Source organism: Allobosea sp. 117 (genome assembly GCF_000702305.1).
Taxonomy (GTDB): Bacteria; Pseudomonadota; Alphaproteobacteria; order Rhizobiales; family Xanthobacteraceae; genus Ancylobacter.
Genome location: NZ_JNLC01000018.1, coordinates 141,157 through 163,313 on the forward strand (window position 1 = coordinate 141,157; position 22,157 = coordinate 163,313).

A 22,157-nucleotide genomic window follows, 5' to 3' on the forward strand; every position below is an offset into this window, starting at 1 on the left:
TATCCGAAGAGAAGCACCATGAAGGCGCGTGTCCTCGTCACCCTGAAATCCGCCGTGCTCGATCCGCAGGGCAAGGCCATCGAGGGCGCGCTGCGCTCGCTCGGCGTGCCGGGTGTCGCCAGCGTGCGGCAAGGCAAGGTGTTCGACGTCGAGCTCGAAAGCGCCGACAAGGACAAGGCCGAGGCGACTCTGAAGGATGCCTGCGAGAAGCTGCTCGCCAATACGGTGATCGAGAGCTACCGCATCGAGTTCGTCGGATGATATCCTAGGCTCCGCTCGGGAAAGGCGCTCGCGATGGCTGAAGTTACCAGTGAGCTGATCTACGAGGTGCTCAAGGCGATGCCGGATCGTCTGGGGAAGCTCGAAGACAAGATGGATGAAGTGAAGCAGGAGCTTCAGGCGATCCGCACCCACCAACTCGCCATGCAGCAGGATACCCAGAACATATATTCGGCCCTCACGCGTCAGGACACGCGCCTCGAGCGCATTGAACGTCGGCTCGAACTGACCGAAAGCCCGCTCGCTCCATGAAATCCGCCGTCATCCTGTTTCCCGGCTCCAATCGCGAGGGTGATGTCGCTCGCGCCATCGCCGGCATCTGCGGCACCAAGCCGAACATCGTCTGGCACGCCGACAGCGAGCTGCCCCCCGGCACTGACCTCGTCGTCCTGCCGGGCGGGTTCTCTTATGGCGACTATCTGCGCTGCGGCGCCATCGCTGCCCGCGCCGGCATCATGCCGGCGGTGCACGCCCATGCCGCCAAAGGCGGGCTGGTGCTAGGCATCTGCAACGGCTTCCAGATCCTATGCGAAAGCGGCCTGCTGCCCGGCGTGCTGGTGCGCAACGCCCGGCTGCGCTTCATCTGCCGCGAGGCGCTGCTGCGCGTCGAGCGCATCGACACGCCCTTCACCCGCCGCTACGCCAAGAACGCCATCGTCCGCTTCCCCGTCGCCCATGGCGAGGGCAACTACACCGCCGACGCCGAGACGCTGCGCCGCCTCGAGGGCGATGGCCGCGTGATCTTCCGCTATGTCACGGCGAGCGGCCAGCGCGACGACGAGCAGGTGCTGAACGGCGCCGCCAACTCCATTGCCGGCATCGCCTCCGAGAAGCTGAACGTGCTCGGCCTGATGCCGCACCCCGAGAACCATGTCGATCCGCTGCTCGGCTCCACCGATGGCCGGCCGCTGTTCGAGAGCCTTGCGAGCGTGCTGGAGCGGGCCTGAGGCCTGCCCACGCCCCCGAAATTGAGATGATGGCGGTCGCATGATCCCCAACGAACCGAAGATCACCCCCGAGCTCGTCGCCGAGCATGGGCTGAAGCCGGACGAGTACGAGCGCATTCTGAAGCTGATCGGCCGCGAGCCGAGCTTCACCGAGCTCGGCATCTTCTCGGCCATGTGGAACGAGCACTGCTCCTACAAGTCCTCGCGCCTGCATCTGCGCGGGCTGCCGACCAAGGCGCCGTGGGTCATCCAGGGCCCGGGCGAGAATGCCGGCGTGATCGACATCGGGGACGGCCTCGCCGCCGTCTTCAAGATGGAGAGCCACAACCACCCCTCCTATATCGAGCCCTATCAGGGCGCGGGGACGGGTGTCGGCGGCATTCTGCGCGACGTCTTCACCATGGGCGCGCGCCCTATCGCGGCGCTCAACGCGCTGCGCTTCGGCGACCCGACGCATCCGCGCACCCGCCACCTCGTCGGTGGCGTGGTGGCCGGCATCGGCGGCTATGGCAATTCCTTCGGCGTGCCGACGGTGGGCGGCCTCGTCGGCTTCCACACGCGCTATGACGGCAACTGCCTCGTCAACGCCATGGCGGTCGGCCTCGCCGAGGCCGACAAGATCTTCTACGCCAAGGCGACCGGCGTCGGGCTTCCCGTCGTCTATCTCGGCTCCAAGACCGGCCGCGACGGCATTCACGGCGCAACCATGGCCTCCGCCGAGTTCGGCGAGGGCGCCGAGGAGAAGCGCCCGACCGTGCAGGTCGGCGATCCTTTCGCCGAGAAGCTGCTGCTTGAGGCCTGCCTCGAAATCATGGCCGCCGGCTGCGTCGTCGCGATCCAGGACATGGGCGCGGCTGGGCTGACCTGCTCGGCGGTCGAGATGGGCGCCAAGGGCGACCTCGGCATCGAGCTGAACCTCGACAACGTGCCCTGCCGCGAGGCGGGCATGAGCGCCTATGAGATGATGCTCTCCGAGAGCCAGGAGCGCATGCTCATGGTCATCGCGCCGGGCAAGGAGGAGCAGGCGGAAGCCATCTTCCGCAAATGGGGGCTGGACTTCGCCATCGTCGGCCACACCACCGACACGCTGCGCTTCGTGGTGAAGCACAAGGGCGAGGTCGTCGCCGACCTGCCGATCAAGGAGCTGGGCGACGAGGCCCCCCTCTATGACCGCCCCTGGACCGAGACGCCGCGCCAGCAGCGCATCGATCCCGCCTCGCTCTCCATTTCGGCCACCGTGCCGGGGGCGCTGGAACGGCTGATCGGCTCGCCGGATTTCGCTTCCAAGCGCTGGATCTGGGAGCAATACGACCATCTCATCCTCAACAACACCGTGCAGCGCCCTGGTGGCGACGCGGCGGTGGTGCGCGTCGAGGATGGCCCGCGCGCTCTCGCGCTGACCACCGACGTCACGCCCCGCTATTGCGAGGCCGACCCCTTCGAGGGCGGAAAGCAGGCGGTGGCGGAATGCTGGCGCAACATCACCGCCGTCGGCGCCCGCCCGCTGGCGCTCACCGACAACCTCAATTTCGGCAATCCCGAGAAGCCGGAGATCATGGGCCAGTTGGTCGGCTGCATCCGCGGCATCGCGGAAGCCGCGCGGGCGCTCGATTTCCCCGTCGTCTCCGGCAATGTCAGCCTCTACAACGAGACCTTCGGCCGGGCCATCCTGCCGACCCCGACCATCGGCGGCGTCGGTGTGCTGACCGACGTCGAGAAGATGGCGACGCTGGCCTTCAAGGATTCGGGCGAGACCATCCTCGTCATCGGCGCGACTACCGGCTGGCTCGGCCAGTCGGCCTTCCTCTACGAGATCCTGAACCGCGAGGACGGCGCGCCCCCGCCGGTCGACCTCGCGCTCGAGCGCAAGCACGGCGACTTCGTGCGCGCGCTGATCGACGAGGGCCTCGTCACCGCGGTGCATGACGTCTCGGACGGCGGCCTTCTGGTCGCGCTCGCCGAGATGGCAATGGCCTCCGGCATCGGCGCGACGCTCATCGGGCCGCCGGCCGGCATGAACCCGCATGCCTTCTGGTTCGGCGAGGATCAGGCCCGCTACGTGGTCACCACCGCCTCCGCCAAGAGCGCTATTCTGAAGCGCGCCGAGGCCGCCGGCATCCCGATCGCCAAACTCGGCTCGACCGGCGGCGACCGGTTGAACCTGCCGGGCGAACGCCCGATCATCGTCGACGCGCTGCGCGAGCGGCACGAGGCATGGCTGCCCATCTATATGGGCGCGGGCCGCATGTGAGGGAGTCGGACCATGGCCATGGAAGCATCCGAGATCGAGCGGCTGATCCGCGCCGGGCTGCCGGACGCTGAGATCGTCATCCGCGATCTTGCGGGAGACGGCAATCACTACCACGCGACGGTGGTAAGCGAGGCGTTCCGCGGCAAGTCGCGCGTGCAGCAGCACCAGCTCGTCTACAAGGCGATCGGTGAGCAGATGGGCGGCGTGCTGCACGCTCTCGCTCTACAGACCGAAGTGCCGAAGAGCTGATCCGGCCGCCCGGCGACAGCGCGCCGGGCTTGCGTTATTGTGATGGCAAGGGTTGAACGGCGCGGCTCGCGTCCTCACCTATGGATCGACAGGACACTGGCTCCCGCGCGGAGCCTGAGACGGGGTAGGCGCCACATGAGCATCCACGATTTCATTGACAGCCAGGTGAAGAGCAACGACGTCGTCGTCTTCATGAAGGGCACGCCGCAATTCCCGATGTGCGGCTTCTCCGGTCAGGTGGTGCAGATCCTGAACCATCTTGGCGTTGACTATAAGGGTATCAACGTCCTCGATTCCGACGAGATGCGCCAGGGCATCAAGGAATTCACGAGCTGGCCGACCATCCCCCAGATCTTCGTGAAGGGCGAGTTCATCGGCGGCTGCGACATCGTCCGTGAGATGTTCCAGTCGGGCGAGCTGCAGACCCTGCTCGAGGAGAAGGGCGTGCCGGTGATGGGCCGCGCCTCGGCGTGAGCCTTCCCGTGCCGACCGACATGCATTGCGGGGCGCTTCGGCGCCCCGTTTTCGTTTGAACGGATGACCAGAACGAACGTTCTAGCCTTTCCGTTCTCGGCGACGGAACAGGGAGTTCAGGCCGCGTGACGAAGAACTCGCCTCCACAGGAGACCGCTTCCCAGCTCATCGACGCGCGGATCAGCGAACTCGGCGACTGGCGGGGCGCGATGCTCGCCCATGTCCGCGCGCTCATCCGGCAGGCCGATCCCGACGTCGTCGAGGAATGGAAATGGCGCGGCGTGCCCGTCTGGTCGCACGACGGCATCATCTGCACCGGCGAGACCTATAAGAACGTGGTCAAGCTGACCTTCGCCAAGGGCGCCTCGCTCGATGACCCCTCCAAGCTGTTCAACGCCAGCCTCGACGGCAATTTGAGGCGCGCCCTCGACCTCCACGCGGGCGACCATATCGACGCGGGCGCCTTCAAGGCGCTCATCCGCTCGGCTGTGAAGCTGAACAGAGCCAAAGCGCGGTGATCGCCGCTGCGAGGCTGAATACAGCAACAAAAAAGCCGCCCATTGGGGCGGCTTTTCGTATCGGCGATCCGAAAAGATCAGCGCGAGTAATATTCGACGACCAGGTTCGGCTCCATCACGACCGGATACGGAACCTCATTCAGCTCCGGCACGCGGGCGAACTTGGCGGTCATCTTGGAGTGGTCGACCTCAAGATAGTCCGGCACGTCGCGCTCGCCGGAGGCGGCTGCCTCGATCACGAGGGCGAGCTGCTTGGAGGCGTCCTTCACCTCGACCACGTCGCCGACCTTCACCTGGTAGCTCGGGACGTTGACGCGGCGGCCGTTCACCTTCACGTGGCCGTGGCTCACGAACTGGCGGGCGGCGAACACGGTCGGCACGAACTTGGCGCGGTAGACGACCGCGTCGAGACGGCGCTCCAAGAGGCCGATCAGGTTGGCGCCGGTGTCGCCCTTGAGGCGCGAGGCCTCGACATAGACCGAATAGAACTGCTTCTCGCCGATCGAGGCATAGTAGCCCTTCAGCTTCTGCTTGGCGCGCAGCTGCACGCCGAAATCGGAGAGCTTGCCCTTGCGGCGCTGGCCGTGCTGTCCGGGGCCGTATTCGCGCTTGTTGATGGGGCTCTTCGGGCGGCCCCAGATGTTCTCGCCCATACGGCGGTCAAGCTTGTGCTTGGCCGAAACGCGCTTGCTCATGCGCTGGTCCTCTTCGCATCGGTTGCGGTTTGGATCGCGCCCCCTCCTCTCCCCCTCTCGGGGTCGACAGGCACTGTCCGAACGCGCCGGACAGAACCACGGGTGCGTGAAACGTCACGCGGGACCGTTTCCAGTCCCGCGAGGAGGCGGTGCATAGGCGGAAAAGCGCGGAAGGTCAAGAGCCGGGCGCCTCAGCGCCCCTTCCTCAGCGCATCCAGCACGTCGAGGCTGGCATAGCCGTCGGCGGGGGCGAGGCCCACCTTCTCCTGGAAGTTCCGCACGGCGCGCATCGTCATGTTGCCGACCCGTCCGTCCGTGCCGCCGGTGTCGAAGCCGGCGGCGGTGAGGCGCTTCTGCACTTCCTGCACCTCGGCCAGCGTCAGCGCCCGCTCCCCGCCGGGGAACGGCGTCTTGAACGGAGGGTCTCCCAGTACCCGGTCGCCGAGATGGCAGACCGCGAGCGCGTAGTTCATCGACGGGTTGTAGGACTTCACCGCGTAGAAATTCTGGGTCAGCAGGAAGCACGGTCCGTCCGTGCCGACCGGCGCCCACAGCCGGGCGGAAGCCTTGGGATAAGCGAAGCGGCCAGCCGCCGGCTTCACGCCGAGCCCCTGCCATACCTCGACGGTGCGCACGGTGCGCGCGTCCGCAAGCTTGTCCGGCAGGCCGGCCATGGTCACCTCGAAGCCCCACGGGATGCCGCGCTGATAGCGCCCGCGCTTGATCAGGTAAATGGCGCTGCCGGCGAGCGCGTCGTCGACGTCGTAGGGCGAGATGCGCCCGTCGCCGTCGAAATCCGTGCCGACATTGAGCCAGACCTCCGGCATCCACTGCGTATGGCCCATGGCGCCGGCCCAGGAGCCCCGCATCTCCTCCGGCGTCGCCCAGCCGCGCTGCACGATGACGAGCGCGTTGAGAAACTCGGTCTCCCAATATTTGCGCCGTCGCGGCTCGCCCCAGGCGAGCGCGCCGAGCGAGGCGAAGACCGGCTTCATGTGATCCGGATCGTCGACCAGTTCGCCGAAGGCGCTCTCCATGCCCCATAGGCCGAGCAGAACGTCCGGCGCGACGCCGTAGTCGGCCTCCAGCCGCTTCAGCAGCGCCGCGTGCTTCTTCGCCGCCGCCCGGCCGGTCACGAGGCGCCATTCCGAGATACGGCGGTTGAGATATTGCCAGAGCTCCTCGCGGAATTCCGGCTGTGCGCTTTCCTTGGCGAACACGCTCATGTCGGGCTTCAGCGTCCGCGTGACCCGATCATAGACCGCGTCGGAAATGCCGCGCGCCCGCGCGCGGGCGCGGAACCCCTCGACCCAGGCCGGAAAGGACTGCTTGGCGGATTGCGCGAAGGCTCCGCTCCCGGCCAGCAGTAGCGCGCCGGCACCAGCCAGCAGCGACCGACGGTCGAAGACGGATTCAGCAGAGCTCGGAATCACCAATGCACCCGCACGCACCTCACCTTGCGACACATTGCGGGTGGATCGCGGCGGCGGCAAGACGCGTGTTGCGCGTCAGGCGACTACGGGCATCGCCTCGATGAGTTCGCCGGCGCGCACCGGGCGCTCGACGATGTGACCGACCAGCGCCGCGTCGAGCGGATGGCCGGTGGAGAACAGCCGCAGCGGCGCCGGGCTCGCCGAGAAGGCGACGGGGCCGAGCAGCGAGCCAAGGCGACGTGCGATCGCCGGCGCCGGATCGACCCAGCGCACCGGCCATGGCGCGGCGCGCTTCAGCCGGTCGAGCACCAGCGGATAGTGCGTGCAGGCGAGCACCACGGTGTCGGTGCGCGCGCGCACCTCGCGCACGAAGCAGGGGCCGATCTCTGCGGCGAAGGCGGCGTCCGGCACCTCGTCGCCCGCCATCGCTGCCTCAGCCATGGTAGCGAGGTTGGTGCTGCCGACCAGCGTCACGCGGCAGTCGCCGGCGAAATCGCGGATCAGCGCCTGGGTATAGTCGCGCTTCACGGTACCCGGCGTCGCCAGCACGCTGACCTGCCGCGTGAGGGAGGCCTCGCAGGCCGGCTTGATCGCCGGCACGGTGCCGATGAACGGAATAGTGTAGCGGGCCCGAAGCGCCGGCAGGACCAGCGTGGAGGCCGTGTTGCAGGCGATCACCACCGCGTCGGGATCGAGCCGTGCGATCAGCGCGCCGACCACCGCCAGCACGCGCCGCACCAGTTCGTCCTCGGAGAGCCGGCCATAGGGGAAGCCGGCATCGTCGGCCGCATAGACGAAGCGGGCATCCGGCCGGGTCCGGGCCAGCTCGCGGAACACCGAGAGGCCTCCGAGGCCGGAATCGAAGACGAGGATGGTGGGCGGACGAAGCGCGGTGGCGGGCGTATGCGACGACACGGATGACAGCCCGAAGCTCGGCCCGGTGGACGGCGCGGGGCCGAAACCGGAAGCGGGTGAAGTCTCGATACGCATCGTCATGTCCCCCATCCCAGGCGGCATTGTGGCGCGTCTTGGTGAACGGAGCGTTTCCGCGCAGAGCTGTGGCGGAAAAATCGCGTGGTCAGTCCTCGGCTTCGGGGGATTTCGCACCCTTGCGCTCGAAACGCGCGGCCCGGCGCGCCATGCGCCCTTCCCTGCCCTCGACCAGAGCGGTGATCATGCCGTGCAGGGTCGCGAGGTCCTGCTTGGTCAGGCCGACGCGGTGGAAGATGTTGCGGATGTTGCGCGTGGTGGAGGGGCGCTTCTCCGGTGAGCGGAAGAACGCCGCCTCGTCGAGCTCGCGCTCGATATGGTCGAACAGGGCGAGCAGGTCCGCCTTGTCGGCGATCGGCGAGCGATCCGGCGGCGCGAAGGGCAAGGCGCCCTGCGAGGCGAGCTTGAACCATTCATAACCGACGATCGCCACCGCCATGCCGAGATTGAGCGAGGCGAAGGCCGGGTTCACCGGCAGTGTCAGGATGGCGTCGGCCAGGGACACCTCCTCGGTGTAGAGGCCGGTGCGCTCGCGCCCGAACAGCAGGCCGACATCCTCGCCGCCGGCGAGACGCAAGGCCACCTCGGCCGCCATCGCGTCCGCCCCGAGCACGGGTTTGGCCATGCCGCGCTCGCGTGCCGTAGTGGCGGCGACGAACTTCAGGTCGGCGATCGCCGAGCGCAGGTCGGGAAAGAGCTCCGCGCCCTCCAGGATGCGGTCGGCGCCGGAGGCGAAGGTGACGGCCTTGGGGTTCGGCCACCCCTCGCGCGGATTGACGAGCCGCAGCCGCGACAGCCCGAAATTGCCCATGGCCCGCACGGCCGAGCCGATGTTCTCCCCAAGCTGCGGCTCGACGAGGATGACCACCGGTCCGCCCTCGGCCCACGCCTTCGTGCTGTCGGTTCCCGCGCCCGGCATGTCGCCCCTCCGCAAAGCCCGCTGATATAGCCGCGCGCGGTCCGCTTGCGAAGCGCCCCACCGGTCGCGGGCGCAATTTCCGCGAACCGCGCCGCGGTTTGGAGCCGGCGACGTCAAGCCGTTGATACGGAAGGACTTCCCGATTGCCGGAAAATCGCCCGCGACGGGCCTCGGATCCTCACGATTTACCTAAAGTCGGCGCAGCGGATGCTTTCCCAATTCCGGGCGACGCGTTATCACGCCCGCACCGGCGCGTGCCGCGGACACTCGCTGAGGCCCCAATACGATATTACCATCCGCACGAGGAACGATCATGGCGAAGATCAAGGTGGCGAATCCCGTCGTCGAACTCGACGGCGACGAGATGACCCGCATTATCTGGCAGTACATCAAGGACAAGCTGATCCACCCCTACCTCGATGTGAATCTTGAGTATTACGACCTCAGCATCGAGCACCGCGACGCCACCAACGACCAGGTCACGGTGGATGCTGCCGAAGCGATCAAGCGCGTCGGCGTGGGCGTGAAGTGCGCCACCATCACCGCCGACGAGGCGCGCGTGAAGGAGTTTGGCCTGAAGGAGATGTGGAAGTCGCCGAACGGCACCATCCGCAACATCCTCGGCGGCGTGATCTTCCGCGAGCCGATCATCTGCAAGAACGTGCCGCGCCTTGTTCCCGGTTGGACCCAGCCGATCGTCGTCGGCCGCCACGCCTTCGGCGATCAGTACCGCGCCACCGATTTCAAGGTGCCGGGCAAGGGCAAGCTGACGATCAAGTTCGTCGGCGAGGACGGCACCGTGATCGAGAAGGACGTCTATTCCTATCCCGGTTCCGGCGTCGCCATGGCGATGTACAACATCGACGAGTCGATCCGGGAGTTTGCGCGCGCCTCGCTCAATTACGGCCTGATGCGCAACTATCCGGTCTATCTTTCGACCAAGAACACCATCCTCAAGCAGTATGACGGCCGCTTCAAGGAGATCTTCCAGTCGATCTACGACGCCGAGTTCAAGGCCGAGTTCGAGAAGCGGAAGATCTGGTACGAGCACCGCCTGATCGACGACATGGTCGCCTCGGCGCTGAAGTGGTCCGGCGGCTATGTGTGGGCCTGCAAGAACTATGACGGCGACGTACAGTCCGACATCGTCGCGCAGGGCTTCGGCTCGCTCGGCCTGATGACCTCCGTGCTGATGACTCCGGACGGCAAGACGGTCGAGGCGGAAGCCGCGCACGGCACGGTGACGCGCCACTATCGCGAGCACCAGAAGGGCAAGGAGACCTCGACCAACTCCATCGCGTCGATCTTCGCCTGGACACGCGGTCTCGCCCATCGCGCCAAGCTCGACGACAATGCCGAGCTCGCCACCTTCGCCAAGACGCTGGAGAAGGTCTGCGTCGACACGGTGGAAAGCGGCGACATGACGAAGGATCTCGCACTCCTCGTCGGCGCCGACCAGAAGTGGCTCTCCACCACCGGCTTCCTCGACAAGGTGTCCGAGAATCTCTCGAAGGCGCTCGCCTGACGCCTCCGCATACGACAGGGCGCGGCGGACATGCGCCGCCGCGCCATCCCTGCCCCGCAGGCACCGCTTAGGCCTCCGCGGCCCCGAGGAGCCACGGCGCCAGGCCCGAGACGCGCCTCACATCGGCTTTGTGTCGCCCCGCGCGGGTATCTCGTCGCCCGCGATATCGGCGCTGCGCTTCAGCGCGTGCGGGCCTTCCACCTCCCGCGCCATGGCGCGAATGCGCTGGCCGATCTGCGGATGGTGATGCACCACCTCGTCGAGGTCGCGCGCATCGAGCATCAGTAGCATGCAGCCGGTGCGCGCCCGCGCCGTGGCGGCGCGCTTCGCCTCGTGCAGCAGCGCCATCTCGCCGAAGAACTGGCCCTCGCCGAGCAGCACCGTCTCGTGCACGAACTCGAGCTCCACCTCGCCCGAGGCGATGAAATACATGGAGCTCGCGACCTCGCCGCGCCGCACCACGATCTCGCCCGGTTCCGCGCGGTGCGCCGAGAGGATCTTGTGGATCTCGCCGATGCCGGCGGCGTCGAGATCGGCGAACAGCGGCACGCGCGCCACCATGCCCCAGGTGATGATGAAGTCGCGCCGCTTGATCACCTCGACGAAGGCGGTGGCGATGATGCCGACCGGCAGGGCGATCATGATAAGGCCGGAGAGCATGGTGAAGCCGGCGATGACGCGGCCCGGCGCCGAGATGGGATAGACATCGCCATAGCCGACCGTCGTCACCGTCGCGATCGCCCACCACATCGCCTGAGGGATCGAGCCGAACTTGTCCGGCTGCACGTTGCGCTCGGCCACATACATGGCCGAGGCCGAGACCAGCACCACCGCCACCACCAGCCAGAAGCAGGCGACCAGCGACTGCCGCTCCGAGCGCAGCACCTCGATGAGCGACTGCATGCCGGGCGAGTAGCGCGCGAGCTTGACGAAGCGCAGCAGGCGCAGGATGGCGAGCGTGCGCAGCTCGAGGCCGAGAAAGGCGGAGAGCACGAAAGGCAGCCAGGCCAGAAGATCGACGATGGCCGGCAGGGTCGCCATGTAGCGCAGCCGCGCCCTCGCCTGGCTGAGCCCGCGATAACGTGGATTCTCCGGCGACACCCAGACGCGGCCGGCATATTCGACGGCGAAGACGACCAGCGAGAACGCCTCGAACAGATGGAATTCCACGCGGTCGCGGAGCGCGAGGCTCGGCACGGTCTCCAGCACCGCAGCAGTGACATTGGTGAGGATGAGGAGGATGAGCCCGTAATTGATCCACTCGGCCAGCGGATCATGGGCGGCATCGCGCTCCAATATCTCGTAGACGCGGCGGCGGTGCTTGCGCGTCGGCCGGAACGCCTCCCACCATCTGCCCTTCCTGTGGGCCGTCATCAACGCCCCTGCCCCACGCAATCGGCCTGCCGGCGCACCCTGCGCCCGCATTCACTCGGCTCGAAACGCTCTCACGGCACGTGCCGGTCGACCCGACGCAAACCCGTACGCCGAGCCGGACGCGTCGACACGTAGCCGGGCCTGTCCAAGCCTATTCTGCACGTCGCGGCCTCGGATGCCGAGGGAGCCCCTCCCGAGCCGGCTGCGCCCAGGATCGCGCTACAGCCCCATCGGAGCCGATGGAGCCCTCCCGAGCTGGCTCCGCCCTTCAAACCTGATGGCGAGCGACTGCCGATCCTCCGGCGCAACCTGCCCGCAGACACGTTATCAAGGGCGAAGGGCAATCCCGACCCAAAGTCGGCCGCCGGCTTCACCACGCGACAACCGTTGCCGCCGGCTGGCCGTACTCAGACCGCCGCCAGCGCGCTTTCGATCGCCGCCAATGCCTCCGCCGCGCGCGCGCCGTCCGGCCCGCCGGCCTGCGCCATGTCGGCACGGCCGCCGCCGCCCTTGCCGCCGAGAGCCTCGGCGCCACGGCGCACCAGCGCCACCGCGTCGTAGCGCTCCGTCAGATCGGGCGTGACCCCGACGACGAGCCCGGCGCGCCCCTCCTCCGTCACCGCGACGATCGCCACGACGCCGGAACCGAGGCGCTTCTTGCCCTCGTCCGCGAGGCTCTTGAGGTCCTTCAGGTCGATGCCGGACACCTGGCGCGTGAGCAGCTTCACCGCGCCGACCGTTCGGGCCGGCTCCTCCTCCGCCGCGCCGCCGCCCATGGCGAGGCGGCGCTTGGCATCGGCGAGCTCGCGCTCCAGCCGCCGGCGCTCCTCCACCAGCGCGCCGACGCGCGCCTCGACATCCGCGACCGGCGCCTTGAGCAGCGCCGCGGCACCATGCAGCGCCCGGCTCTCGGCATTGAGATGATGGCGGGCGGCATCGGCGGTCATCGCCTCGATGCGCCGCACGCCGGCACCGACCGCGCTCTCGGACAGCACGGTGACGAGGCCGATGTCGCCGGTGCGCGCCACATGGGTGCCGCCGCACAGCTCCACCGAATAGGGCGCGCCGTTGCCAGCGTCGGTGCCCATCGAGACGACGCGCACCTCCTCGCCATATTTCTCGCCGAACAGCGCGCGGGCGCCGGAGGTGATGGCGTCGTCGACCGCCATAAGGCGTGTCTCCACCGGCTCGTTGCGCAGCACCATCGCATTGGCGATGTCCTCGACGGCGCGCAGCTCGCCGTCCTCCACCGGCTTGGGATGGCTGAAATCGAACCGCAGCCGGTCCGGCGCGACCAACGAGCCCTTCTGCGCGACATGCTCGCCGAGCACGCGGCGCAGCGCCTCGTGCAACAGATGCGTCGCCGAGTGGTTGGCGCGGATCTGCGTGCGCCGCGACGGATCGACCGCGAGCACCACCGCCGTGCCCGGCGTCAGCGTGCCGCTCTCGACCTCCACCTCATGGACGAAGACGTCGCCGAGCTTCTTCTGGGTGTCGAGCACGCGCACGGCGAGGCCATCATCGCCCGTCATGATCCCGGTATCGCCGACCTGGCCGCCGGACTCGCCGTAGAACGGCGTCTGGTTCAGCACGACGAGGCCGCGCTCACCGGCGCCGAGCGCCTCGACGCGCGCGCCGTTCGCCACCAGTGCGGTGACCGCGCCCTCGGCATTCTCGGTGCCGTAGCCGAGGAACTCGGTCGCGCCGACCTCCTCGCGCACCGCGAACCACACCGTGTCAGTTGCCGCCTCGCCGGAGCCGGCCCAGGAGGCGCGCGCCTCCGCCCGCTGGCGCTCCATTGCCGTCTGGAACGCCGGCACGTCCACCTCGACGCCACGCGCGCGCAGCGCGTCCTCGGTCAGATCGAGCGGGAAGCCATAGGTGTCGTAGAGCTTGAAGGCGGTCTCGCCGGAGAATTTCGAGCCGGCGCCGAGCCCCTCGCTCTCCGCCTCGAGGATGGTGAGGCCGCGCTCCAGCGTCTTGCGGAACCGCGTCTCCTCCAGCCTAAGCGTCTCGGTGACGAGCGCCTCGGCGCGCACGATCTCCGGATAGGCGCGCCCCATCTCGCGCACCAGCACTGGAACGAGGCGATACATCAGCGGGTCGCGCGCGCCGAGCAATTGCGCATGGCGCATCGCGCGCCGCATGATCCGCCGCAGCACGTAGCCGCGCCCCTCGTTGGAGGGCAGCACGCCGTCCGCCACCAGGAAGGTCGAGGCGCGCAGGTGGTCGGCGATCACGCGGTGGCTGGCCCGCTGCGGGCCGTCGGCGTCGACATTGGTGAGATCCGCGACCGCACCGGTGAGCGCCCGCATGAGGTCGGTTTCGTAATTGTCGTGCGTGCCCTGCAGCACCGCGGAGATGCGCTCGAGCCCCATGCCGGTGTCGATCGACGGACGCGGCAGCAGGATGCGATCGCCACCTGGCAGTTGCTCGAACTGCATGAAGACGAGATTCCAGATCTCAATGAAGCGGTCGCCATCCGCATCGGGGGAGCCGGGCGGCCCGCCGGGGATATGCGGTCCGTGGTCAAAGAAGATCTCGGAGCACGGCCCGCACGGACCTGTGTCGCCCATTTGCCAGAAATTGTCGGACGTCGCGATCCGCACGATCTTCTCGTCCGGCAGACCGGCGATGCGCTTCCACAGCGAGAAGGCCTCGTCGTCCTCATGGAAGACCGTAACCATGAGCTTGTCGACCGGCAGCTCGAACTCGCGGGTGATCAGCGTCCAGGCAAACTCGATGGCGTCGGCCTTGAAATAGTCGCCGAACGAGAAATTGCCGAGCATCTCGAAGAAGGTGTGATGCCGGGCGGTGTAGCCGACATTGTCGAGGTCGTTGTGCTTGCCGCCGGCGCGCACGCATTTCTGCGAGGTGGCGGCACGCGAATAGGGCCGTTTCTCGATGCCGGTGAAGACGTTCTTGAACTGCACCATCCCGGCATTGGTGAACATCAATGTCGGGTCGTTGCGTGGAACCAGCGGCGAGGACTCCACGACCTGATGGCCGTTCTTCGCAAAATAGTCGAGGAAGGTCGACCGAATCTCGTTTACGCCGCTCATTGAACAGGGTCCGCCGGGTTCACTCAGACGACCGGCGCTCGGGGCGCCGGCCCGCGCAACCATGCGCGAGCCCCGGTTCTACCGACGCGCCAATGCCTTGTCCAGAAAGGCCGCGCGCCGCCCCGCCACGCCGGCCAAACGCCTCAAACGCAGGCGATCCGCGCCGGCATCCCGGCGTCCGATATCCATGGCCGCGATCAGCCTTCCCGGATCGCGTACCGGATGGAGGAGCAGGCCCGCAGCCAGCCGCCCCGAACCCGGCTCCCGAAACCGGCCATCACTCCGGTTCGCCGTCCGCGCCTTCCTCAGCCGCGCCACCGAGGATCTGCTCGGCGATCAGACCGGCATTCTGGCGGATGGTGGCCTCGATCCGGCCGGCGACGTCGGGATTCTGCCGCAGGAAGGCCTTGGCGTTCTCGCGACCCTGGCCAAGGCGCTGGCTGTCATAGGAGAACCAGGCCCCCGATTTCTCCACCACGCCGGCCTTGACGCCGAGATCGATGAGCTCGCCCATCTTGGAGACGCCCTCTCCATACATGATGTCGAACTCGACCTGCTTGAAGGGAGGCGCCAGCTTGTTCTTCACCACCTTCACGCGGGTCTGGTTGCCAACCATCTCGTCGCGTTCCTTGATCGCGCCGATGCGCCGGATGTCGAGCCGGACCGAGGCGTAGAACTTCAGCGCGTTGCCGCCCGTCGTGGTCTCCGGGCTGCCATACATCACGCCGATCTTCATCCGGATCTGGTTGATGAAGATTACCATGGTGTTGGAGCGGCTGATCGAGGCGGTCAGCTTTCGAAGCGCCTGGCTCATCAGGCGCGCCTGCATGCCGGGCTGGCTGTCGCCCATCTCGCCGTCGAGCTCGGCGCGGGGGGTGAGCGCCGCGACCGAATCCACGACCAGCACGTCGACGGCACCGGAGCGCACGAGCGTATCGGCGATCTCGAGCGCCTGCTCGCCGGCATCCGGCTGCGAAATGAGCAGATTGTCGAGGTCCACCCCGAGCTTGCGCGCATAGATGGGGTCGAGCGCATGCTCGGCATCCACGAAGGCGCAAATCCCGCCCTTCTTCTGCGCCTCGGCAATGGTGTGCAGCGCAAGCGTGGTCTTGCCCGAGGATTCCGGGCCGAAGATCTCGACGACCCGTCCGCGCGGCAGGCCGCCGATGCCCAGCGCGATATCGAGGCCCAGCGAGCCGGTGGAGACCGTCTCGACCTCGATCACCTTGTCGCTCTTGCCCAGCCGCATGATCGAGCCCTTGCCGAAATGCCGCTCGATCTGGGAGAGCGCTGCGTCCAGCGCCTTGGCCTTGTCCATGGAAGATCCTTCGACGAGTCGCAACGTCGACTGAGTCATTGCTGGGCTCCGGTGTCTGCGCAAGGGCTGGTTGAGGTATGTTTTTGTTTGTACCCTATATGTTCCCTGTTCGCAATATGTTCCATTCCCGCCTTTGATCGCACCCGCTGAGCAATGGCAGATGCGGCGACCTGCGCGTTGCGCAATCGTCGGGAGCGCTCTGTTCAAACCGCCGGCGAACGTTCATGAATACGGCAAGATTTGGATAGCGCTTGGAGGTCTGAGGTTTGATTGGCGGAGCGTGGCGTGTCGGTCTGTTGTATTCGACGACGGGCGTGACCGCGAACATCGAGCAGACGCAGCTGAACGCAGCCCTTCTCGCGATCGAGGAAATCAACGCCGCCGGCGGTGTATTGGGGCGGCCCATCGAGCCGCTGCACGTGGATGGCGGCTCCCGCCCCCGGCGCTTCCGCGAGATCGCCGAGCGCATGCTGGGCGTCGAGGGCGTGCGCCTGCTGTTCGGCTGCTACATGTCGAGCGTGCGCAAGGCGGTCCTGCCGCTGATCGACGGCTATCGCGGGGCGCTGTTCTACCCGACCTTCTACGAGGGGTTCGAATATTCGCCGCAGGCGATCTTCACCGGCGCGGTGCCGAACCAGAACGCCTTCCAGCTCGCGAAATACGTGCTGACCAAGCACGGCCAGCGGGTGTTCTTCATCGCCTCCAACTACATCTACCCTTATGAATCCAACCGGATCATGAGCGACTTCGTCACCCAGGCCCGGGGCAAGGTGGTGGACGAGCTCTACATCGCGCTCGACGCCGGCCCGGACGAGATTTCCCGCGCCATCAAGCGGATCAAGAAGCACAGCCCGGACGTGATCTTCTCGACCATCGTCGGTCAGGCCACGGCGCCCTTCTACGAGGCTTACCGGCAGGCCGGGCTCGATCCGTCCACCATGCCGATCGCCACCGTCACCACCTCGGAGGCGGACGTCGCGGAGATGGCGCCGGGCGTGGCGGAAGGCCACATCTCGGCAGCCACCTTCTTCGACACGCTGGCGACGCCGGCTGCGCGCGCCTTCGTCTCCGCTTACCGGGCCCGCTTCGGAGCGGATGCGCCGGTCCCCTCAGCCGCCGAGGCGGCCTATTTCCAGATGCATCTGGCGGCGCGGGCGCTGGCCCGGGCCGGCACGGACGATCCCCGCAGGGTCATCGCCGAGATCAAGTCGATCGAGTTCGATGCGCCGCAGGGGCGGGTGCGCGTCGACGCCGAGAACCATCACACCTATCTCTGGCCTCGCGTCGCGCGGCTCGATGCCAAGGGGCGTTTCCAGATCATCTGGAACCCGGGTGTGCGCGTGAAGCCGGACCCCTATTGCATCTCGCAGAGCCTCGACGACTGGTCGGCGGATTTCGTGGAGCAGACGGAAATCTTCTGAGCGCGCCATGACGATCCAGATCCTGCGGGACATCAGAGGACTGCGGGTGCAGGTCATCCACGCCAACGACGTGGAGGGCCAGCAGCTCGTCGACCACCTCAAGCGCATCGGCTGCGTCGTGGAGACGACATGGCCGCCGCCCTCGGCCTATGCCGAGCATGCCGATCTCGTGCTCCTCTCGGTCGACCAGGAGGATCGCGACACGCTCTACAAGCTCATCCGGTCGCAATCCGCGAACGCGCCGACGGTGATCGCCATCGTTGGCTACGAAAACCCGTCGACCCTCGCCCTCGTTCTGGAGAGCGGGGCGCTCGCCGTGATCGAGCGCCCAATCAAGCCGTTCGGCCTGCTGACGCAGATCACCCTGGCGCGGAGCCTGTGGCTTGAGCGGAAGGAGCAGGCCCGCCGCATACGCAAGCTCGAGCGCAAGGTCACGAGCATGCAGCAGATCCAGAAGGCCAAGGCCATCCTCATGGCGAGCCACAATATCTCAGAGGACGAGGCCTATCAGTCGCTGCGCCGGCAGGCGATGGCCAAGCGGATATCGATGGAGGAGATGGCGACCGCCATCATCAACGCGAGCGAGCTCTTGAATTTCCGTCCCGATAATGCTTAGCTTGCTTTCGTCGCATGGCTGCATTGCGCTGGCCGTCGACATAGCCGGATAATCAAGGCTGATTATCCGGAGAGGCGATGTAGCCCGGCAAACCCCATGACATGGGTTTGGCGGGCTTTTTTGTTTGCGCGGAACAGGGACGTTCCGCCGATCCAATGACATTGCCGCGGCGGCATTTACCGGTCGCCCCGTCCCTGCAGGGTTGCTTCCACCGCCACACGGCTGGATGGCCGGTCCTGACGTCGCTCCGTCACACCTCTGAACGATCCCGGTTTGCGCCACGCGGCGCCACAGGAGGCTTGCGCATGCAGCATGGTGACATTTCGTCGGGAGATATGTGTCCGGCTAAGCATTGGCGCTCGATAACGGCCGGGCGGATCGTGTGCGGGATCGTCGCACTCGAAGACTCTATCGATGGCATCCCCGGCGAGGCTCCCGCCCGCAGGTGATGCAGCGTCGGCCCTGTGCGCATCGCGCAGGGTCCGGCCCGGAACGGATTCATTGCGTCGAGCTGTCTCTCCCATGCTGATGATCGAACGTGTTCTCGGAAGTCGACTGGAGCCTTCGCTGCACGAGCGGATCCACCGCCTGGAGCACCACGGCACCGTCGATGTCGTGACGGTCTCCGCGATGGACATGTCGCGCCGGCGCCTGCGGCTGCTTTCCGCAAAGGGAGAGGACATCGCGATCGCCCTGCCCCGCGACCAGAAGCTGTTCGACGGCGCCGTGCTGCTGATCGACGACGAGCGGGCGATCGTGGTGCGGGCCGAGGTCGAGCGCTGGCTGAGCTTCCAGCCGCGCTCCATCGCGGAAGGGGTCGAGCTCGGCTATCACGCCGGCAATCTGCACTGGCGCGTGCGCTTCGCGGGCGAACGGCTGCTCGTCGCGCTCGAAGGCCCGATCGAGACCTATTATGCGCGGCTCGACGCGCTGCCCGGCGTCTCCTCGATCCCCCGTCTGGTCGTGACCGGGGAGATGGCGGCATGATCGGGCAGCTCCTCGCCATCTGGCAGGCCGACACGGCCTTTCCGAGCGGTGGCTTCGCTTTCTCCAACGGGCTGGAAGGCCTCGCGGCGCTCTCCGGGCCGATCGACGAGATGGAGCTGGAGAATGTCGTCGCCAACGCACTGCGCCGCCGCTGGGCGAGCGCCGATCGGGTGGCCTTGGCTCGGGCCTATCGGGTGGCCGACGATCTCGATCGCGTCGAGGCGATCGATCGCGAGGTCGAGGCCTCGACCCTCGCCGAGCCGTTCCGCCTCGGTTCCCGGCGCAACGGGGCGAGCCTGATCGCGGCCCATGCGCGCATCGGCACGCCCGGTGCGCGGGAATTCCAGGGGCGGGTGCGGCAGGGCCGCGCGCTCGGCCATCTGCCGGTGGCGCAGGGCGTGCTGTGGCGCGGCGCCGGGCTGGATGCCGCCAGCGCCATGCTGGCGTCCGGCTATGTGGCGCTTTCCGGCTTCACCACGGCGGCGGTCCGGCTCGGCCTGCTCGGCGCGGTGAGCGCGCAGGGCATTGTGCGCCGCCTCCTGCCGCTGCTGGCCGAACTCGCGGCCGCTCCGCTGCCGTCCCGGATCGAAAGCTTCTCCCCGCGTCTCGACATCGCCGCGATGCGTCATGCGCGCGGCGAGGTCCGCCTGTTCTCCAATTGAGTGCTTGAACGCCCATGCTGCTGACGCCGACCGAACTGGAACGCCTGACGATCTTCTCCGCGGCGGAGCTGGCGCGAAAGCGCCGCGCGCGCGGCTGCAAGCTCAACCATCCGGAGGCGGTGGCCTTGATCACCGACGAGATACTGGAAGGCGCGCGCGACGGCCGTTCGGTCGCCGAGCTGATCGGCCATGGCGCGACCATCCTGACCAGCGCGGACGTGATGCCGGGCGTGCCGGCGATGATCGACATACTGCAGGTCGAGTGCGTGTTCCCCGACGGCACGAAGCTGGTGACCGTGCACGAGCCGATCCGTCCCGAGGAAGGCTCGGCCGCAGCGACGGTGACACCCGGCGAGAGCCTGCCGCTGGACGGCGAGATCGAGCTCAATGCCGGGCGCCCGAAAGTCACGCTTCAGGCCGTCAACACCGGCGACCGGCCGGTGCAGATCGGCTCGCACTTCCATTTCTTCGAGGTGAACCGCGCGATGGAGTTCAACCGCGCGGCGGCCTTCGGCATGCGACTCGACATTCCGGCAGGGACAGCGCTGCGCTTCGAGCCCGGCCAGTCCAAGGAGGTCACGCTTGTCCCGTTCGGCGGCCGGCGCTTCCTCGGCGGCCTGAACGGCCTCTCGGACGGCGACACCACCACGGCGGAAGCCCGCGACGCAGCGCTCGAACGAGCGCGCGCCGCCGGCTTCCGGGGCGCGTGAGGAGGCGGCGATGGCGATCATCCGGCGTCGCGACTACGCAGCCCTCTACGGCCCGACCGTCGGTGACGGCGTCCGCCTGGGCGACACGTCCCTCGTCGCCGTGGTCGAGAAGGACCATGCGGTCTATGGCGACGAATGCCTGCATGGCGGCGGCAAGACGCTGCGCGACGGCATGGGTCTCGCCGCCGGCATCACCAATGCCGAGGGCGCACTCGACTTCCTGCTCTGCAACGTGACGGTGATCGACGCCGTCCTCGGCGTGGTGAAGGGCGATCTCGGCATCAAGGACGGGCGCATCGTCGGCATCGGCAAGGCCGGAAATCCCGCCGTCATGGACGGGGTCGATCCGCGGCTCATCGTCGGCGCCGGCACTACGGTGCGCGACTGCGAGGGGCTGATCGCCACCGCCGGCGGCATCGACGTGCATGTGCATTTCGATAGCGCCGGCCTTGTCGAGCACGCGCTGGCGAGCGGGATCACCACCATGCTGGGCGGCTCGCTCGGGCCGATCACCGTGGGCATCGATTCCGGCGGGCCGTTCAACACCGGCAAGATGCTGCAGGCCTCCGAGGCCTGGCCGATGAATTTCGGCTTCCTCGGGCGCGGCAACAGCCACATTCCCGGCTCGCTGAAGGAGCAACTGGAAACCGGCTGCCTTGGCCTCAAGATCCATGAGGACTGGGGCGCCATGCCGGCGACCATCGACGCCTGCCTGCGCTCGGCGGACGAACTCGACTACCAGGTCCAGCTCCACACGGACACGCTGAACGAAAGCGGCTTCCTCGAAGACACGCTGGCCGCCATCGGCGGGCGCACCATCCACATGTACCACACGGAGGGCGCGGGCGGCGGCCACGCGCCGGACATCATCCGCGTGGCGGGCGTAGCGCATTGCCTGCCCTCGTCGACGAACCCGACCAATCCCTACACGGTCAACACGTTCGACGAACATCTCGACATGACGATGACCTGCCACCACCTCAATCCGGCCCTGCCGGAGGACGTGGCCTTCGCAGAGAGCCGCATCCGCGCGCAGACCATCGCCGCCGAGGACATCCTCCACGACATCGGCGCCATCTCGATGCTCGGCTCGGACAGCCAGGGCATGGGCCGCATCCACGAGGTGATCTGCCGGACCTGGCAGCTCGCCTCCAAGATGAAGGACCAGCGTGGCGCCCTGCCGGAAGAGAAGCCGGGCTTCGGCGACAATGAGCGCATCCGGCGCTACATCGCGAAATACACCATCAACGCGGCGCGCACCTTCGGCATCGCCGAACATGTCGGCTCGCTGGAAGCCGGCAAGATGGCCGACATCGTGGTCTGGCGGCCGGCCTTCTTCGGCATCAAGCCCGAACTCGTCATCAAGGGCGGCTTCATCGCTTGGGGCGCGATGGGCGACAGCGCCGCCTCGCTGATGACCTGCGAGCCCGTGCTGCTGCGCCCGCAATGGGGCGCCTTCGGCCGCGCCGCACCGGCGCTCTCGGCTTGCTTCGTCCATCCGCTCGCCATTGCACGCGGGCTCGGCGAGGAACTCGGCCTGTCGAAGCGGCTGCTTCCGGCCAGCGGCACGCGCGGACTGCGCAAGTCGGACATGCTGCACAACGACGCCTGCCCGAACATCCGCGTCGATCCGCAGACCTTCGACGTGTTCGTGGACGGGGAGCTCGCGACCTGCGAGCCCGCCGAGACGCTGCCGCTCGCGCAGCGCTACATGCTGCGGTGACCGC

The 22,157-nt window shown here is 67.4% G+C and carries 21 protein-coding genes; 14 read left to right on the forward strand and 7 right to left on the reverse strand.

Annotated elements, in window-relative coordinates:
• Positions 1-18 precede the first annotated feature (18 nt).
• From purS to U742_RS0120730, 7 genes are all read left to right on the forward strand, one after another.
• The gene (gene purS / locus U742_RS0120700) at positions 19-261 is read left to right on the forward strand and encodes a phosphoribosylformylglycinamidine synthase subunit PurS (RefSeq protein WP_029356554.1); all 243 of its coding nucleotides are present in this window, start codon (positions 19-21) and stop codon (positions 259-261) included.
• A 33-nt stretch (positions 262-294) separates the two neighbouring features.
• Positions 295-531 (forward strand): hypothetical protein, encoded by a 237-nt coding sequence (locus tag U742_RS0120705; protein WP_029356555.1) that lies wholly within the window; start codon positions 295-297, stop codon positions 529-531.
• Positions 528-1,226 carry a phosphoribosylformylglycinamidine synthase subunit PurQ gene (purQ, locus tag U742_RS0120710; protein WP_029356558.1) on the forward strand — a complete coding sequence of 233 codons (699 nt, stop codon included), beginning with the start codon at positions 528-530 and terminating at the stop codon, positions 1,224-1,226. The genes U742_RS0120705 and purQ overlap by 4 nt, the downstream gene beginning before the upstream one ends.
• Before the next feature lie 40 nt (positions 1,227-1,266).
• Positions 1,267-3,477 (forward strand): phosphoribosylformylglycinamidine synthase subunit PurL, encoded by a 2,211-nt coding sequence (gene purL, locus U742_RS0120715; protein ID WP_029356560.1) that lies wholly within the window; start codon positions 1,267-1,269, stop codon positions 3,475-3,477.
• A gap of 12 nt (positions 3,478-3,489) precedes the next feature.
• On the forward strand, positions 3,490-3,726 hold the full coding sequence (locus U742_RS0120720) for a BolA family protein (RefSeq protein ID WP_029356562.1): 237 nt from the start codon (positions 3,490-3,492) through the stop codon (positions 3,724-3,726).
• A 135-nt stretch (positions 3,727-3,861) separates the two neighbouring features.
• Positions 3,862-4,200, forward strand: a complete 339-nt coding sequence (gene grxD, locus U742_RS0120725; protein ID WP_029356564.1) for a Grx4 family monothiol glutaredoxin — start codon at positions 3,862-3,864, stop codon at positions 4,198-4,200.
• Between the two features lie 125 nt (positions 4,201-4,325).
• A complete protein-coding gene (locus U742_RS0120730; protein ID WP_029356566.1) occupies positions 4,326-4,718 on the forward strand; it encodes a DUF1801 domain-containing protein in 393 nt (130 codons plus the stop codon).
• Positions 4,719-4,795: 77 nt separating this feature from the next.
• On the opposite strand, the gene rpsD is transcribed toward U742_RS0120730, so the two are convergent.
• The 4 genes from rpsD to U742_RS0120750 all read right to left on the reverse strand — a co-directional run bounded on the left by rpsD (position 4,796) and on the right by U742_RS0120750 (position 8,755).
• Complete coding sequence (rpsD, locus tag U742_RS0120735; protein ID WP_029356568.1) at positions 4,796-5,413, reverse strand: 30S ribosomal protein S4; 618 nt, start codon at positions 5,411-5,413, stop codon at positions 4,796-4,798.
• Positions 5,414-5,604: 191 nt separating this feature from the next.
• Positions 5,605-6,780 (reverse strand): lytic murein transglycosylase, encoded by a 1,176-nt coding sequence (locus tag U742_RS0120740; protein ID WP_248310453.1) that lies wholly within the window; start codon positions 6,778-6,780, stop codon positions 5,605-5,607.
• A 141-nt stretch (positions 6,781-6,921) separates the two neighbouring features.
• A complete protein-coding gene (gene murI, locus U742_RS0120745; RefSeq protein ID WP_029356573.1) occupies positions 6,922-7,761 on the reverse strand; it encodes a glutamate racemase in 840 nt (279 codons plus the stop codon).
• Positions 7,762-7,924: 163 nt separating this feature from the next.
• Entirely contained in the window at positions 7,925-8,755 is an 831-nt protein-coding gene (locus U742_RS0120750; protein WP_029356575.1) for an RNA methyltransferase, read from the reverse strand.
• A gap of 313 nt (positions 8,756-9,068) precedes the next feature.
• Here U742_RS0120750 and U742_RS0120755 point away from each other — a divergent pair, with 313 nt between their 5' ends.
• Positions 9,069-10,280, forward strand: coding sequence for an NADP-dependent isocitrate dehydrogenase (locus U742_RS0120755; RefSeq protein WP_029356577.1), 1,212 nt, complete (start codon positions 9,069-9,071; stop codon positions 10,278-10,280).
• Positions 10,281-10,397: 117 nt separating this feature from the next.
• On the opposite strand, the gene U742_RS0120760 is transcribed toward U742_RS0120755, so the two are convergent.
• The 3 genes from U742_RS0120760 to recA all read right to left on the reverse strand — a co-directional run bounded on the left by U742_RS0120760 (position 10,398) and on the right by recA (position 16,073).
• Complete coding sequence (locus U742_RS0120760; protein ID WP_029356579.1) at positions 10,398-11,654, reverse strand: cyclic nucleotide-gated ion channel; 1,257 nt, start codon at positions 11,652-11,654, stop codon at positions 10,398-10,400.
• Positions 11,655-12,061: 407 nt separating this feature from the next.
• A complete protein-coding gene (alaS, locus tag U742_RS0120765; RefSeq protein WP_029356580.1) occupies positions 12,062-14,716 on the reverse strand; it encodes an alanine--tRNA ligase in 2,655 nt (884 codons plus the stop codon).
• Positions 14,717-14,993: 277 nt separating this feature from the next.
• The gene (gene recA / locus U742_RS0120770) at positions 14,994-16,073 is read right to left on the reverse strand and encodes a recombinase RecA (protein ID WP_029356582.1); all 1,080 of its coding nucleotides are present in this window, start codon (positions 16,071-16,073) and stop codon (positions 14,994-14,996) included.
• A 227-nt stretch (positions 16,074-16,300) separates the two neighbouring features.
• On the opposite strand from recA, the gene U742_RS0120775 reads away from it, so the two are divergent.
• The 6 genes from U742_RS0120775 (at position 16,301) to ureC (ending at position 22,153) form a co-directional block, all read left to right on the forward strand.
• Entirely contained in the window at positions 16,301-17,455 is a 1,155-nt protein-coding gene (locus tag U742_RS0120775; RefSeq protein ID WP_029356584.1) for a transporter substrate-binding domain-containing protein, read from the forward strand.
• A 7-nt stretch (positions 17,456-17,462) separates the two neighbouring features.
• The gene (locus U742_RS0120780; protein WP_029356586.1) at positions 17,463-18,071 is read left to right on the forward strand and encodes an ANTAR domain-containing response regulator; all 609 of its coding nucleotides are present in this window, start codon (positions 17,463-17,465) and stop codon (positions 18,069-18,071) included.
• Between the two features lie 522 nt (positions 18,072-18,593).
• On the forward strand, positions 18,594-19,058 hold the full coding sequence (ureE, locus tag U742_RS0120785) for an urease accessory protein UreE (RefSeq protein ID WP_029356588.1): 465 nt from the start codon (positions 18,594-18,596) through the stop codon (positions 19,056-19,058).
• On the forward strand, positions 19,055-19,720 hold the full coding sequence (locus U742_RS0120790) for an urease accessory protein UreF (RefSeq protein WP_029356590.1): 666 nt from the start codon (positions 19,055-19,057) through the stop codon (positions 19,718-19,720). The genes ureE and U742_RS0120790 overlap by 4 nt, the downstream gene beginning before the upstream one ends.
• A 14-nt stretch (positions 19,721-19,734) precedes the next feature.
• Positions 19,735-20,430 carry an urease subunit gamma gene (locus tag U742_RS0120795; protein ID WP_029356591.1) on the forward strand — a complete coding sequence of 232 codons (696 nt, stop codon included), beginning with the start codon at positions 19,735-19,737 and terminating at the stop codon, positions 20,428-20,430.
• A 10-nt stretch (positions 20,431-20,440) separates the two neighbouring features.
• The gene (ureC, locus tag U742_RS0120800; protein ID WP_029356593.1) at positions 20,441-22,153 is read left to right on the forward strand and encodes an urease subunit alpha; all 1,713 of its coding nucleotides are present in this window, start codon (positions 20,441-20,443) and stop codon (positions 22,151-22,153) included.
• Positions 22,154-22,157: the final 4 nt, after the last annotated feature.

Coding starts and splice junctions, on each gene's coding strand:
- purS (WP_029356554.1), top strand. CDS start 19: ATGAAGGCGCGTGTCCTCGTCACCCTGAAATCCGCCGTGCTCGATCCG.
- U742_RS0120705 (WP_029356555.1), top strand. CDS start 295: ATGGCTGAAGTTACCAGTGAGCTGATCTACGAGGTGCTCAAGGCGATG.
- purQ (WP_029356558.1), top strand. CDS start 528: ATGAAATCCGCCGTCATCCTGTTTCCCGGCTCCAATCGCGAGGGTGAT.
- purL (WP_029356560.1), top strand. CDS start 1,267: ATGATCCCCAACGAACCGAAGATCACCCCCGAGCTCGTCGCCGAGCAT.
- U742_RS0120720 (WP_029356562.1), top strand. CDS start 3,490: ATGGCCATGGAAGCATCCGAGATCGAGCGGCTGATCCGCGCCGGGCTG.
- grxD (WP_029356564.1), top strand. CDS start 3,862: ATGAGCATCCACGATTTCATTGACAGCCAGGTGAAGAGCAACGACGTC.
- rpsD (WP_029356568.1), bottom strand. CDS start 5,413: ATGAGCAAGCGCGTTTCGGCCAAGCACAAGCTTGACCGCCGTATGGGC.
- U742_RS0120750 (WP_029356575.1), bottom strand. CDS start 8,755: ATGCCGGGCGCGGGAACCGACAGCACGAAGGCGTGGGCCGAGGGCGGA.
- U742_RS0120755 (WP_029356577.1), top strand. CDS start 9,069: ATGGCGAAGATCAAGGTGGCGAATCCCGTCGTCGAACTCGACGGCGAC.
- U742_RS0120760 (WP_029356579.1), bottom strand. CDS start 11,654: ATGACGGCCCACAGGAAGGGCAGATGGTGGGAGGCGTTCCGGCCGACG.
- alaS (WP_029356580.1), bottom strand. CDS start 14,716: ATGAGCGGCGTAAACGAGATTCGGTCGACCTTCCTCGACTATTTTGCG.
- recA (WP_029356582.1), bottom strand. CDS start 16,073: ATGACTCAGTCGACGTTGCGACTCGTCGAAGGATCTTCCATGGACAAG.
- U742_RS0120780 (WP_029356586.1), top strand. CDS start 17,463: ATGACGATCCAGATCCTGCGGGACATCAGAGGACTGCGGGTGCAGGTC.
- ureE (WP_029356588.1), top strand. CDS start 18,594: ATGCTGATGATCGAACGTGTTCTCGGAAGTCGACTGGAGCCTTCGCTG.
- U742_RS0120790 (WP_029356590.1), top strand. CDS start 19,055: ATGATCGGGCAGCTCCTCGCCATCTGGCAGGCCGACACGGCCTTTCCG.
- U742_RS0120795 (WP_029356591.1), top strand. CDS start 19,735: ATGCTGCTGACGCCGACCGAACTGGAACGCCTGACGATCTTCTCCGCG.
- ureC (WP_029356593.1), top strand. CDS start 20,441: ATGGCGATCATCCGGCGTCGCGACTACGCAGCCCTCTACGGCCCGACC.